12 protein-coding genes are annotated in these 13888 nt (G+C 65.7%); 9 read left to right on the top strand and 3 right to left on the bottom strand.

Going from position 1 to position 13888, the window contains the following annotated elements:
* The first annotated feature begins 7 nt into the window (after positions 1-7).
* The gene (locus ACTUWL_RS05830) at positions 8-1246 is read left to right on the top strand and encodes an MFS transporter (RefSeq protein ID WP_021080762.1); all 1239 of its coding nucleotides are present in this window, start codon (positions 8-10) and stop codon (positions 1244-1246) included.
* A 96-nt stretch (positions 1247-1342) separates the two neighbouring features.
* On the opposite strand, the gene ACTUWL_RS05825 is transcribed toward ACTUWL_RS05830, so the two are convergent.
* A complete protein-coding gene (locus tag ACTUWL_RS05825; RefSeq protein ID WP_291734629.1) occupies positions 1343-1594 on the bottom strand; it encodes a hypothetical protein in 252 nt (83 codons plus the stop codon).
* On the opposite strand from ACTUWL_RS05825, the gene ACTUWL_RS05820 reads away from it, so the two are divergent.
* Positions 1491-3035, top strand: a complete 1545-nt coding sequence (locus ACTUWL_RS05820; protein WP_373011197.1) for a L,D-transpeptidase — start codon at positions 1491-1493, stop codon at positions 3033-3035. The genes ACTUWL_RS05825 and ACTUWL_RS05820 overlap by 104 nt on opposite strands.
* A gap of 58 nt (positions 3036-3093) precedes the next feature.
* Here ACTUWL_RS05820 and ACTUWL_RS05815 read toward each other — a convergent pair whose 3' ends face one another.
* Both ACTUWL_RS05815 and glgA read right to left on the bottom strand, forming a co-directional pair.
* Positions 3094-4152, bottom strand: a complete 1059-nt coding sequence (locus ACTUWL_RS05815) for a class I SAM-dependent methyltransferase (protein ID WP_021080764.1) — start codon at positions 4150-4152, stop codon at positions 3094-3096.
* Between the two features lie 175 nt (positions 4153-4327).
* Positions 4328-5752: a glycogen synthase GlgA gene (gene glgA, locus ACTUWL_RS05810; RefSeq protein WP_021080765.1), complete on the bottom strand. Its 1425-nt coding sequence runs from the start codon at positions 5750-5752 to the stop codon at positions 4328-4330.
* Between the two features lie 149 nt (positions 5753-5901).
* Here glgA and ACTUWL_RS05805 point away from each other — a divergent pair, with 149 nt between their 5' ends.
* From ACTUWL_RS05805 to ACTUWL_RS05775, 7 genes are all read left to right on the top strand, one after another.
* Positions 5902-7134 (top strand): CaiB/BaiF CoA transferase family protein, encoded by a 1233-nt coding sequence (locus tag ACTUWL_RS05805; protein WP_035652509.1) that lies wholly within the window; start codon positions 5902-5904, stop codon positions 7132-7134.
* A 117-nt stretch (positions 7135-7251) separates the two neighbouring features.
* The gene (locus tag ACTUWL_RS05800) at positions 7252-8793 is read left to right on the top strand and encodes an ABC transporter substrate-binding protein (protein WP_021080767.1); all 1542 of its coding nucleotides are present in this window, start codon (positions 7252-7254) and stop codon (positions 8791-8793) included.
* Positions 8794-8799: 6 nt separating this feature from the next.
* Positions 8800-9750, top strand: a complete 951-nt coding sequence (locus tag ACTUWL_RS05795) for an ABC transporter permease (protein ID WP_021080768.1) — start codon at positions 8800-8802, stop codon at positions 9748-9750.
* Positions 9737-10606 carry an ABC transporter permease gene (locus ACTUWL_RS05790; RefSeq protein ID WP_021080769.1) on the top strand — a complete coding sequence of 290 codons (870 nt, stop codon included), beginning with the start codon at positions 9737-9739 and terminating at the stop codon, positions 10604-10606. Before ACTUWL_RS05795 ends, ACTUWL_RS05790 begins: the two co-directional genes overlap by 14 nt.
* A complete protein-coding gene (locus tag ACTUWL_RS05785) occupies positions 10603-11589 on the top strand; it encodes an ABC transporter ATP-binding protein (protein WP_106940222.1) in 987 nt (328 codons plus the stop codon). The genes ACTUWL_RS05790 and ACTUWL_RS05785 overlap by 4 nt, the downstream gene beginning before the upstream one ends.
* Positions 11586-12554, top strand: coding sequence for an ABC transporter ATP-binding protein (locus ACTUWL_RS05780; RefSeq protein ID WP_021076328.1), 969 nt, complete (start codon positions 11586-11588; stop codon positions 12552-12554). The genes ACTUWL_RS05785 and ACTUWL_RS05780 overlap by 4 nt, the downstream gene beginning before the upstream one ends.
* A gap of 141 nt (positions 12555-12695) precedes the next feature.
* Complete coding sequence (locus ACTUWL_RS05775) at positions 12696-13769, top strand: alcohol dehydrogenase (protein WP_021076327.1); 1074 nt, start codon at positions 12696-12698, stop codon at positions 13767-13769.
* Positions 13770-13888: the final 119 nt, after the last annotated feature.

The raw sequence follows: 13888 nt of genomic DNA, 5'->3' as shown, positions 1-13888 counted from the left end.
TCATGTTGTGTCAATTGTCGCTGAACGGCCCGGCCCGGAGCAGCCGAGTGCGCCGTCGCGCGAAAGCCAGCGCGGGCTGGACTGGTTCGTCTTTTTCCTGGCCGACGTGCAAACCGGGTTTGGTCCGTTTATCGCGGTCTATCTGACGACCCAGAAATGGACCCAGGTCGAGATCGGCTTCGTGCTCTCGATGGGGGGCATCGTCGGCCTGCTCGGCCAGATACCCGGTGGTGCGATCGTCGATGCGGCGCGCTCGGAGCGCGTGGTCGCGGGCTGCGCGGTGGCCGCGATCGGGTCGGCTGCGCTGGCTTACGCGCTGTGGCCGATCTTTCCCGTGGTGACGCTCGCCGCGACGCTGCACGCGCTTGCAAGCTGCGTGCTGGGACCGGCGATCGCCGCGATCAGCCTCGGCCTGGTCGGGCCGCTGGCGATCGGCGAGCGGCTCGGCCGCAACGCGCGGTTCGCCTCGCTCGGCAGCGGCTCGGCCGCGGCGCTGATGGGGGCCTGCGGCTATTTCCTGTCGAGCCGTTCCGTGTTCCTCGTCACCTTCCTGCTGGCAATTCCGACGCTGTTGGCGCTGGCGCGGATCCGCGAGCGCGAGATCGACATCGCGCAGGCCCACGGTGCGGTGAAGCGCGAGGTGCCGGACAAGAAAGCAACCAGCGTCCTCGGCCTGGTCCGGCAGCGCTCACTGCTGATCTTCGCCGGTGCGATGCTGTTGTTCCAGCTCGCCAATGCCGCGATGCTGCCGTTGATGGCCGGCGTGGTGACGACGCGTTCGAGCCAATGGGCGCCGGTCCTGATCGCCGCCTGCATCATCGTGCCGCAGGCGATCGTCGCGTTGTGTTCCCCCTCGGTCGGCCGCAAGGCCCAGGCCTGGGGCCGGCGGCCGCTGCTCTTGATCGCGTTCGCCTCGCTGGTGATCCGCGGCCTGTTGTTCGCAACGGTGCGCGATCCCTATCTACTGGTCGTGGTGCAGGTCTTCGACGGCATCACTGCGGCGATCTTCAGCGTCATGGTGCCGTTGATCGTGGCCGACGTCGCGTTCGGCAGCGGCCATTTCAACCTGGCACAGGGCATCGTCGGCACCGCGGTCGGCGTCGGCGCTTCGCTCAGCACGGTGCTGGCCGGCTATGTCAGCGACAAGCTCGGCAGCGGCACGGCCTTCACGGGCCTCGCCGGCGTTGCCGCGCTCGGGCTGCTCGTGATCTGGCTGGTGATGCCGGAGACGCGGCGGACGGCATGACGGAGGCAGGTTTGGCTCCAGGCACCCTTCCTCACGCATGCGCCGTCATATATGAGTGATTTGCTGCTGGAACGAGCTGACAGTCCCCTGGATTAATCAATCCAAAATCGTGATCTGGTACGGATCGGCGTAGCGCGGGCAGGCATTTCGACCGAGGAACGGCATGGAAAATCGTAGGACGACGGCGCAAATCACCGGAACGATGCGGCGTTGGGGGCCTCCCGCCTTTGTGACTTTCGCGGCCATCGTCACACTTGCGTCATTGACCGGCGGCGTCGCTGCAAAGCAGCAGCGCCCAGCGGCAACTGCCGAGGCGACCGCGCCCCGCGCGGCGGGCGAGCCGATCATGGCGATCGTGTCGATCAGCGCCCAGAAGGTGACCGTCTACGACGCCGACGGCTGGATTTACCGCGCGCCGGTATCGAGCGGCGTCAAGGGACGCGAGACGCCGGCCGGCGTGTTTGCGCTGGTGGAGAAGGACAAGGACCATCACTCAACCATGTACGACGATGCCTGGATGCCGAACATGCAGCGCATCACCTGGAATGGCGTCGCGTTGCATGGTGGGCCGCTGCCGGGCTATGCGGCCTCCCACGGCTGCGTGCGGATGCCCTACGACTTTGCCGAGAAGCTGTTCGACAAGACGCGGATCGGGATGCGGGTGATCATCGCGCCGAATGACGTGGCCCCGGTCGATTTCAGCCATCCGGCGCTGTTCGTGCCGAACGCACAGGCCATTGCCGCCGCTCCGGCGCGTGCCGAGACGCTGGCCCGCGAGGCCGCGGATGCCGCCAAGGTCGCCGACGAGGCCAAGAAGGCGTCAGCCGCCGCCACGAAGGAAGCCGCACTGTTCACGCCGGCCTCGCTGCGCAAGCTGCAACAGGCCAAGGCCCGTGCCGATGCTGCCGTTGCGTTCGCCGACAAGACGCTCGCCAATGCCAAGACCGATCAGGCCAAGGCGCGCGCCGAGGATCTGAAGCAGAAGGCGGCTGCCAAGGCCGCGGAGGCGACCACGCAATTCGAGGCCGCCCAGGGCGACGCCAAGCCGAAGCTCGATGCCGCGGCAGCGGCAAAGGACGCGGCCAAGGCGGCCGAGGCCAAGAAGACCGAGACCCAGAAGGCAGCGACCGAAGCGAAGCTCGCGCTCGAGCCGGTCTCGGTCTACATCAGCCGCGCGACGCAGAAGCTCTACGTCCGGCGCAACACCCACAAGCCATGGGCCGACGGCGGCGAGGTGTTCGATTCAAGCATCGAGGTTCCCGTCACCATTCGCGATCCGGACCGGCCGATCGGCACCCATATCTACACGGCGATGGCGCGCAACGATTCCGGCCTGCGCTGGACCGAGGTGACGATCGACGACGGCGACAACGCCAAGGACGCGCTCGACCGCGTCACCATCCCGCAGGATGTGCTGGATCGGATCGCGCCGACCGTCGTGCCGCGCTCCTCGATCATCATCTCGGATGAGCCATTGAGCGCCGAGACCAACTATCGCACCGAGTTCGTCGCCGTTTTGAGCAACCAGCCCCAGGGCGGTTTCATCACGCGCAAGCCGACCAGGCCGATGGAGACCGACGACATGGTTGCGAGCTCGGACGACGACGGTTTCGGTTTCTTCTCCCGGCGCAGCTGGAATCCCCAGTCCGGTACCCAGTACGGCTATCCGCAATACGGCAATCCCCAGGCGCCGACCCAGTACGGCACGCCGTATTACGGCAATCCGCAAGCCGGCAATCCGCGCCGGCGCGGCGGCCAGTACTACTGGCAATCGCAACAGGACTGGTAGCCCGGCGCATTGTGAGCATGGACGGCGGCGTGACACCGCCGTCCATCGCTCGGGGCGACTACGGGCGCGCTTCCAGGATCAGGTTGAACGGCGTTTCCGCCGCGCGGCGGAAGCGCGAGAAGCCGCCCTGGCGTGCCACCTCGCGCAACCTGGCCTCTCCGGCCTGAGCGCCGAGCGCAAGCCCGACCTCCTGATCCAGCGACGCCGGCGTGCAGATCATTGTCGAGGCCGCGTAGTAGACGCGCCCGATCGGATTGAGGTTGTCTTCCAGCCGGTCGTTGGCGAACGGCTCGATCAACAGGCAGGTGCCGTCGTCGGCGAGGGTAGAGCGGGTGTGCTTGAGGGCGCCGACCGGATCTCCCATGTCGTGCAGGCAATCGAAGAAGCACACCAGATCGTACCCCTTGGCAGGGAATGTCTTGGCAGAATGGGTCTCGAAATGGACGCGGTCCGACAATCCGGCCTCTCGCGCGGATTGTCGCGCCGTCTGGATCGAGCCGTCGTGATAGTCGAAGCCGTAGAAGGTCGATTTTGGAAACGCTTCCGCCATCAACCGGGTCGAGACGCCGTGCCCGCAGCCGACGTCGGCGACGACGGCGCCCTTCTTCAGCTTGTCGACGACACCTTCGAGCGCCGGCAGCCATTCCTGCACCAGGTAGTGCTTGTAGCTGGTGCGGAAGAAGCGGGCAGTGCCGCAGAACAGGCACTCGTTGCGCTTGTTCCAGCCGACGCCCTTGCCGGTCTTGAACGCGTCGGTGATTTTCGGCTCGTCGAGAAACGTCGCGCCGACCAGGCTTCCCACCGCGCCGAGGAAGACCGGGCTGTCCTCGTCGGCAAGCGCGAGCGCCTGCTCGGGCAGCATCGAGAATTTCCCGGACTTGCTGTCATATTCGATGTAGCCGGAGGCGGCCTGCGCCGAGAGCCATTCCTGCACGTAGCGCTCGGCCGTTCCGGTCGCCTTGGCCAGCGCCGAGGCATTCATCGGTCCCTGCTTTGCGAGTGCCTGGTACAGCCCGAGCTTGTCGCCCAGCAGCATCAGCGAGGCGTTCATCGCCGCACCGACATCGCCAATCATCTTTCCCATGAATGAATTGAGGCGTTCTTGGTTGACGTCCATGATGTTTCTCCATCGCAATCGCGTTTGGTCAAAAGTCCATCATTCGCAATTTCATGCATGCGTCGTCCAGCCGTAGGGCGACGCGATCGCCGGAAAGGTTCGCAGCAATGAAGTGATTGTGACCGGCCCGCTGGGATCCCAGTCGATGCGATGTCGCGGGTGCGGGAAACGCCGGCTACGCCGCCTGCGGTATCACCAGCCGTCTGTAGAGCGCGCTGTAGCAGGCCGCCGACAGGTTCCAGCTGTAGGACTTGGCCATCGCGCTGGCGCGCATCGCGTTGAGGCGGTCTTTGGCGCGATAGGTGTCGAACGCACGCCTGACGCCGCCCAGGAAGGACTCCGCCGACGGCTGCGAGAACAGGAAGCCGGTCTCGCCGTCGGCGATGGTTTCCGCAAGCCCGCCGGTCTGGTGACCGATCGGGAGCGAACCGAAGCGCTGCGCGTACATCTGGCTGAGGCCGCAGGGCTCGAAGCGCGACGGCATCAGGGTGAAATCGCTGCCGGCGAAGATCCGGCGAGCCTGGCCGTCGTTGAAGCCGATGATGACGCCGATCGCGTCAGGGCGGCGCCGGTGCGCGGCCACCAGCGCGTCCTCGATCGCGGGCTCGCCGCTGCCGGTCACGACGATTTGTCCGCCGTCCCTGATGATTTCGTCGGCGGCCGACAGCACGAGGTCGACGCCCTTCTGATGCACGAGCCGCGCGACCAGGCCGAAGATCGGCCCGCGCGAGACCGCGAGCCCGAACTGCCGGCGGACATAGTCGGCGTTGGCCTGCTTGCCTTTCCAGTCGCCGGCGCCGAACGGCTGCGCGAGCTGCGCGCAGTGGCGCGGATCCCAGCTCTCGTCGATGCCGTTCAGGATGCCGGTCAGCTGGTGGGCGGCGGAGCGCACGCGCAGCAGCCCCTCCAGCCCGCAGCCGAGCTCCGCGGTCGTGATCTCCTTCGCGTAGGTCGCGCTGACGGTGGTCAGGTGCGAGGCGTAGACGAGCCCACCCTTGAGGAAGGAGAGCTTGTCGTAGAACTCCAGCCCGTCGATGTGGAATGAGCTGTCCGGTGCGCCGATCCGCCGCAGCGAGTCCTTCGGAAACAGGCCCTGATAGGCAAGGTTGTGGATGGTCAGGATCGACGGAATCCGCAGCTGACGCCAGGCGAGGTAGGCGGGTGTGAGCGCGGCCTGCCAGTCGTTGGCGTGAACCAGGTCGGCTGCCCAATTCTTGTCCAGCGTTCCGGCTGCAAGTTCGGCAGCGGCGGAGGCAAAGCGGCCGAACCGGATGTCGTTGTCGGGCCAGTCGCGGCCGGACTCATCGCCATAGGGATTGCCCGGCCGGTCGTAGAGCTCTGGACACAGCAGCACATAGACCGGCAGCCCGTCCTTGGTCGATGCGCGCCCGAGCGTGCAGGCCGGCATCTCGGCCAGGGCTGCGCATTGTCCAACGATTTCAATATGGGTGAACTGTTCGACCACATCCCGGTAGCCGGGAAGCATGATCCTGACGTCGCTCCAGGGGCGGAGCGCCCGCGGAAGCGCTGCGGAAACGGCGGCAAGTCCGCCGACACGGACGAAATCGTCCATTTCCGTCGTGACGAATAAGACCTTCAACAAGCGCCCTCGTTCCAGCCCATGACAGGGCCATGCAAGATCGGGTCCAATCTGCCTTTGAGTAAAATGCAAGACCGCCCGCGGGCCCGGCCTGGAGGAGACGCTTTCCTGTCGGGACGGCTCACTTTAGGGTCGCGCGACGCCAAACAATGACGAAGCTGGAGGAAGCCTTGGCAACGACAATAGCCGCTGACGATGAGGGGAATTTGACACGGAGCTTTGACGGCCTTCGGGTGCTCGATTTTTCGACCACGATCGCCGGACCTCATTGCACGCGGATGCTCGCCGACATGGGCGCGGAGGTGATCAAGATCGAGCCCAGTGAGGGCGAGACGATGCGGACGCGGCCGCCGCTGCGCAACAACTGCTCGACCGCGTTCGGCCAACTCAATATCGGCAAGCAGAGCCTGGTGCTCGACCTGAAGTCGCCCGCCGGCGTCGAGGCCGTGCGCCGGCTGATCGCGACCGCCGACGTGCTGGTGGAGAATTTCCGTCCCGGCGTGATGCGGCGGCTGAAGCTCGATTATGCCTCGGTCCGCGACATCAATCCGAAGCTGATCTTCTGCTCGATCTCGGGTTATGGCCAGACCGGGCCGTCGGCGGAATTGCCCGCCTACGCGCCGGTGATCCATGCCGCCTCGGGCTACGAGATGGCGCATCTCGCCTACCAGCCGGGCCGCTCGCGCCCGGACTATTGCGGCATCTACCACGCCGACGTGCTGACCGGCGTCTATGCGTTCGGCGCGATCTCGGCTGCACTCTATCAGCGCGCCGCCAGCGGCAAGGGCCAGCATATCGACGTCTCGATGCTGGAATCGATGCTGAGCCTGACCCTGAACGAGTTGCAGTGGTCGCAATTCGAGGTGAAGCAGACCCAGCGTCCGATGTTCGGCCCGATCGAGACCACCGACGGCTATGTGATGGTGGCCATCGCTAGCGAGAAGACGTTCCAAAACCTGATGCAGGTGATCGGCCGACCCGAATGGGTGTCCGATCCGCGCTTCGCCAAATATTCCGATCGGCGGGACAATTGGGCTGATCTGATGGAGGGCGTCGAGGCGTGGTCGCGCGCAGTCAGCACGCAGGCCTGTCTTGCCGCGCTCAATGAATATGGCGTTCCGTCGTCGGCCTATCGCACCGTGCGCGAGGCGCTCGCCGATCCGCAGATCGCCCATCGCGGCGCACTGGCTGAGGTCGCGGACGGCGGCGGCAGCTTCAAGGTGCTCAACCTGCCGTTCCGGATGTCGGGTGCAACGGTCGGTGCCCGCAAGCGGATGTCGACGCTCGGCGAGCACACGCTGTCATACCTGAAGGAGATCGGCCTCTCCGACGATCAGATCGCAGGCTTCGCAGCGCAACCGGCGAAGACGGCGCGAAGTTAAGCCTGCGGCTTTTCATCCGTTTTACGGTCTTGTCGCGCGCGGCGATTCCGGACAAGCTGCCGCCCGACATACGACGATCCGGAACACCGGACGTCGCCCACCTGGGAGGGAGCATCGATGAAGCTGGCCGGGCACGCGCACGCGGTTGCGCGCATATTTCTTGTGGCGGGATTAGCGGCCGCAACATTCGCTGCGCCTGCCCACGCGCAGAAGCCGGGCGGCACGCTGACCGTCGGCCAGGAACTTGATATCCCTGGCTTCGACCCGCTCAAGGTCGGCGTCTACGACACATCGGCCAACACCGCGGCGGCCGCGATCTTCGACACACTCATGACGCTCGACGACAAGGGTGAGCCGAAGCCGAAGCTCGCACTATCCTGGGAGCATTCCGAAGACTTCAAGACCTGGACCATCAAGCTGCGGCCCGGCGTCAAATTCCACGACGGCACGCCGTTCAATGCGCAGGCGGTGAAGGAGAACTTCGACCGCCAGAAGGATCCGGCCAACAAGTGCCGCTGCGCGTTCTACATCACCAGCATCAAGAGCGTGGACGTCATTGATGACCTCACGGTGCGCTACAATTTCAGCGATCCGGCGGTGAACTTCCCGGAGACCCAGTCGATCCAGAGCTCCAACAACGTGATGCAGTCGCCGACGGCCTGGAAGGCCAAGGGCGATGATTACAACCGCAACCCGGTCGGCACCGGTCCCTATGTCCTGAAATCCTGGACCGCCGGCGACCGCATGGTGCTGGAGAAGAACCCGGACTACTGGGACAAGGGCAAGCCCTATCTCGATCGTATCATCCTGAAGCCGTTGCCGGACGCGCAGTCGCGCTTTGCTTCGCTGCAATCGGGCGAGGCCGATGTCATCTGGGACGACGAGTACGACGCCGACAACATCGTGAAGGCGCAGAAGGACAAGAGCCTGAGCGTGAACACCTATGCCGGCTCAGGCGCGCAGGTCTACGCCTTCAATACCAAGGCGGCGCCGTTCGACGACGTCCGCGTGCGTCAGGCGCTGGTGATGGCGCTCGACCGCAAGAAGATATCGCAGGCGATCACTAACGGCTTGGCGCGGCCGGCCACCAATCCCTATGGCGACGGCTCCTGGGTCAAGTGCAAGGACGACGGCGCGCTGCCCGAAGACATCAACAAGGCCAAGGCGCTGCTCAAGGATTACGGCAAGCCGGTCGATTTCAAGATGATCGTATCGGCGACGCCGCGCGGCCGCACCGTCGGCCAGGTGTTGCAGCAGCTATGGAAGCGGGTCGGCGCCAACATGGAGATCGAGCAGGTCGATCAGGCCACGATCGTGCCGCGCGCCTTCATGCGCCAGTTCCAACTGACGCCGTGGCGTATCGTCGATCTCGCCGATCCCGACCCGCAGATGTACGCCAACTTCCACACCGGCAGCCCGGTGGCGCTGGCGAACTTCTCCGATCCGGAACTCGACCGGCTGCTCGAGCATGCCCGAACCACCGCCGACGTCGCCCAGCGCACCGAGGACTATTGCGCGGTCAGCCGACTGATCAACAAGGAGGCGATCTGGTTCTGGACCTTCCAGAATACCTACTACGCGATATCGAGCGCGAAGGTGAAGGGCGTGCCAAAGATGTTCAACGGGGTGCTCGACGTCTCCTACGCCTGGAAGGAATAGCCTTTCATGCTGTTGTTCGTCGCGCGCAGGCTCCTGTACCTGGTACCGGTGCTGATCGCGGTCTCGGTGCTGACCTTCGTGATCGCCTCGCTGCTGCCCGGCGATCTCGCTTACGTGATACTTGGCGACCAGGCGACGCCTGAGAACGTCGCGGCGCTGCGCCACGACATGGGGCTCGATCAGCCGATCTGGCTGCGTTATCTGGGCTGGCTGTGGCACATCCTGCAGGGTGATTTCGGACGCTCGTTCCGCACCGGGCAGACCGTGTGGCAGGCGGTCAGCGAGCGCATCCCGGTCTCGTTCGAGCTGATGATCCTCGCCGAGCTGATCGGGCTTGCGATCGGCGTGCCGCTCGCAATCGCCTGCGCGGCCAAGGCCGGCAGTGCGTTCGACCGTCTCATGACTGGATCGGCCTTCGGCATGCTGTCGGTGCCGACCTTCCTGTCGGCGATCCTGCTGATCTATCTGTTCGCGGTCGAGCTGCGGTTGTTGCCGGCGACCGGCTACGTGCCGTTCACCGAGGACCCGATCGCCAATCTGCGCTTCATGGTGCTGCCGGCGCTGACGCTCGGGCTTGCGGAATGGCCCGGCATCATGCGGGTGCTGCGTTCGGACATGATCGCGGCGCTCCAGGAGGACTATATCGCGCTCGCCAAGGCGAAGGGCCTGAAGCCGTCGCGCATCCTGTTCGTGCACGCGCTGAAGCCGTCCTCGCTGACGCTTGTCACCATCACCGGCATCAACATCGGCCGCCTGATCGGCGGCACCGTCATCGTTGAATCGATCTTCGCGTTGCCGGGGATCGGCCGTCTGCTGGTCGGCGCGATCTATACCCGCGACCTGATCATCCTGCAGGGCGTGGTGCTGCTGGTCGCGGCGGGCTTCGTGATCATGAACTTCATCGTCGATTTGCTTTACGCCGTGCTCGACCCGAGGATCCGCCATGGCCACGCTTGAGCTCAGCCTCGATGAGACCAATGCGGCACCGGTGCGGCGCAAGCGCCGGCTCGGCGCGCTGTTCTGGGTCGCGATCGGCTGGATGGTGCTGGTGTTCGCGGTCGCGATCTTCGCCGATCTGCTGCCGCTGCCGAGCCCGACTGACATGGACATGCTCGAACGGAGGGGGCCAATATCCGCCGAGCACTGGCTCGGCACCGACGGCCTCGGCCGTGACGAGCTGTCGCGGTTGATCTACGGCGCACGGATCTCGCTGATCGTCGGCCTCTGCGCGCCGATGATCGGGGTCACCATCGGCGGCGCGCTCGGCATCCTCGCCGGCTATTTCCGCGGCCGTTTCGAATCCATCGTGGTCGGCAGCATGGACGTGCTGCTGGCATTCCCGCCGCTGATCCTGGCGCTTGCGGTCACCGCCTATCTCGGCCAGTCGATCTTCAACCTGACCTGCATCCTCGGCGTGCTCGGCATTCCCGCCTTCATGCGGGTGGCGCGGGCAGCGACGCTGACGCTGGCGCGGCGTGAATTCGTCATCGCGGCACAGGCGCTCGGCGCCACGCATGCGCGCATCCTGCTGCGTGAGTTGCTGCCCAATGTGTTGCTGCCGCTGCTTGCCTTCTTCTTGCTCGGCGTCGCCGTCACCATCGTGGTCGAAGGCTCGCTGTCCTTCCTCGGCCTCGGTGTGCCGCCGCCGATCTCGAGTTGGGGCAGCATGATCGGGGAGGGGCGTGAGAGCCTCGATGTGGCGCCAATGCTTGCCTTCATTCCGGCGATCGCGATGTTCCTCACCGTGCTCTCGTTCAACCTGATCGGCGACACCATCCGCGCGTTGACCGACCCCCGGCAAGGTGCACTATGAGCGGCGCGTTGCTGTCGGTCGAGAATGCGGTGGTCGACCTGCCGACGCCGCGCGGCAATTTGCGGGCGGTGGATCATGTCGATCTCACCGTCGGCGCCGGCAGGACGCTCGGCATTGTCGGCGAATCCGGCTGCGGCAAGACCATGCTGTCGCGCGCCGTCCTGCAACTGCTGCCCAAGAAGGCGAAACTGTCCGGCCGGGTGATGTTCGGCGGACAGGATCTGACCAAGCTGTCGGCGGAGAAATTGCGCAAGCTGCGCGGCCGCTCGCTGGCGGTGGTGTTTCAGGATCCGATGACCTCGCTCAACCCGGTGCTGACCATCGGCACCCAGTTGATCGAGACCATTCAGGAACATCTCGAGTTCGATCTCGCCCGGGCGCGGCAGCGCAGCATCGAACTGCTGGCGGCAGTCGGCATTCCCGCGCCCGAGCAGCGGCTGACACAATATCCGCACCAGCTTTCCGGCGGCATGCGCCAGCGCGTCGCGATCGCGGTGGCGCTGTCCTGCGAGCCGCAGCTGCTGATCGCGGACGAGCCGACCACCGCGCTCGATGTCACGATCCAGGCCCAGATCCTCGATCTGCTGGCCCGCGAGCAGCAGCGCCGCCACATGGCGATGATCATCATCACCCATGACCTCGGCGTGGTCGCCGGCCGCACCGACGAGGTCGCGGTGATGTATGCCGGCCGCGTCGTCGAGCGCGCACCGACGCCCGCCTTGTTCAAGCAGATGCGGATGCCCTACACCGAGGCGCTGCTCGCCGCGCTGCCGAAGCTCGACGTCGCGCCGCATACGCCGCTGCCGGCGATCTCGGGGCGGCCGCCCGATCCGACCCGGCCGCTCAAGGGCTGTTCGTTTGCGCCGCGCTGCCGCTATTCGGCCGAGCGCTGCGGCGCGGAGAAGCCGCAGCTGAGCCCGGCGGAGACATCGGAACATCTCTACGCCTGCTTCCATCCGATCACCGCGAGGGTCGGCGCATGATGCTGCAGGCTGCACCCAATCCGCTGATGAAGGTGGAGAACCTCGTCGTCGAATATTCGGTGGGCGGGAAGACCATCCATGCCGTCTCCGACGTCAGCCTCGACATCGCGCGCGGCGAGACGCTGGGGCTGGTCGGCGAATCCGGCTGCGGCAAGTCCACGCTCGGCCGCGCGGTCCTGCAGTTGCGCCAGGCGGTTTCCGGCAAGGTGCTGTTCGACGGCCACGACCTCACCACTTTGAAGGGCGAGGCGCTGCGCCGGATGCGCCGGCGCGTGCAGCTGATCTTTCAGGATCCGATCGCCTCGCTCAATCCGCGGCGGCGGATCGGCGACATCGTCGCCGAGCCGCTGGTGATCGCGGGCGTCAAGGACCCCGAGGAGCGCAAGCGGCGGGTAGCCGAGGTGCTGGCGGCGGTCGGCCTCGATCCTGCGCTGGTGAGCGGACGGCTGCCGCACGAATTCTCCGGCGGACAATGCCAACGCATCTGCATCGCCCGCTCGCTGGTGCTCAATCCGGAATTCGTGATCTGCGACGAGCCGGTGTCCGCGCTCGACGTTTCAATTCGTGCCCAGATCCTCAATCTGCTGGAGGAGATGAAGGCGCGCTACGGCCTGACTCTGCTGTTCATCGCGCACGACCTTGCGGTGGTGAAGGCAGTCTCGGATCGCGTCGCGGTGATGTATCTCGGCCGGCTCTGCGAGGTCGCTCCGTCGGAGCAGCTGTTCGCGCGGCCGGCGCATCCCTATACCGCGCTGCTGATCGAGGCGATCCCGGTGCCTGATCCGGACGTCCGCCCGACCCGGAGCATCCCGGTCGGCGAGCCGCCGTCGCCGATCGCGCCGCCCTCCGGCTGCCGCTTCCGCACCCGCTGCCCGCGCGCCGATGCGCGCTGTGCCAGCGAGGTGCCGGAACTGCGTCTGGTCGCGACCGGCCAATTCGCGGCCTGCCATCATCCACTGATCTGAAGAGTGACGCCCACAGATGGTGCGTCTTGGCCTTCGAGCGGGCTGCATGGCGGCTTGCTCGAAAATGCGGTCATCAGCGTTTGTCCCGGGCGGGCAGGCGTGGCAAGGTCCGCCGCAACAACAAGCTTCGGGAGAACAGCGATGAAGAGTTTCCAGGTCGTCGATTTCAATGCCCCCTTGAAGGAGGTCGACCAGCCGACACCGCAGCCGTCGGGCACGCAGGTGCTGATCAAGGTCAAGGCCGCCGGCGTCTGCCACAGCGACCTGCACATCTGGGAGGGCGGCTATGATCTCGGCCATGGCCGCAAGCCGCTGTCGCTGAAAGATCGCGGCGTCTCGCTGCCGCGCACGATGGGGCATGAGACGGTCGGCGAGATCGTGGCCTTCGGCCCCGACGTCAAGGACGCCGACAAAGGCGGCCTCAAGGTCGGTGATGTCGCGCTGGCCTATCCCTGGCTCGGCTGCGGAAAATGCCCGACCTGCCTCGGCGGCGACGAGAACATGTGCGCGATCAAGCCGAATGCGCTCGGCGTCTATTGTGACGGCGGCTATGCCGATCACATGACCGTGCCGCATCCGAAATATCTGCTCAACCTCAACGGGCTCGATCCGGTCACGGCCGCGCCCTACGCCTGCTCTGGAGTCACCACCTACAGCGCGCTGAAGAAGGTCGAGAAGGACCTCGACACGCCGATCGTAATCTTCGGCGCCGGTGGCCTCGGCCTGATGGCGCTGTCGCTGCTGAAGGCGATGGGCGGCAAGGGCGCGATCGTGGTCGATATCGATGCCAGGAAGCGCGAGGCGGCGGAGGCTGCCGGTGCGCTCGCGACCGTCGACGGCAAGGCCCCCGACGCGCTGGAGCAGCTTATCAAGAAGGCCGGCCAGCCGATCCGCGCCGCGATCGACCTGGTCGGAAACGCGCAGACCTCGCAGCTCGGCTTCGACTGCCTGACCAAGGGCGGCAAGCTCGTGATCGTCGGCCTGTTCGGCGGCGGCGCGACCTGGGCGCTGCCGCTGATCCCGATCAAGGCGGTCACCATCCAGGGCAGCTATGTCGGCAATCTGCGCGAGACCCAGGAGCTGCTCGACCTCGTGCGCGATAAGAAGATTCCAGCGATCCCGGTGACGCCGATGCCGCTCGCGAAGGCGAACGAGGCGCTGACCAATCTGCAGAAGGGCCAGCTCGTCGGACGTGCGGTATTGACGCCGCAATAAACGCCTCCGTCATTGCGAGCAAAGCGTACCAATCCATCTCTCCGATTGCAGCGACGTGGATTGCTTCGTCGCTTCGCTCCTCGCAATGACCGGTCTTCTCTCATTGTCTTGAGGAATCC

The organism is Bradyrhizobium sp. WCU1, assembly GCF_053474805.1.
This window is presented reverse-complemented; position numbering and strand designations above follow the sequence as displayed.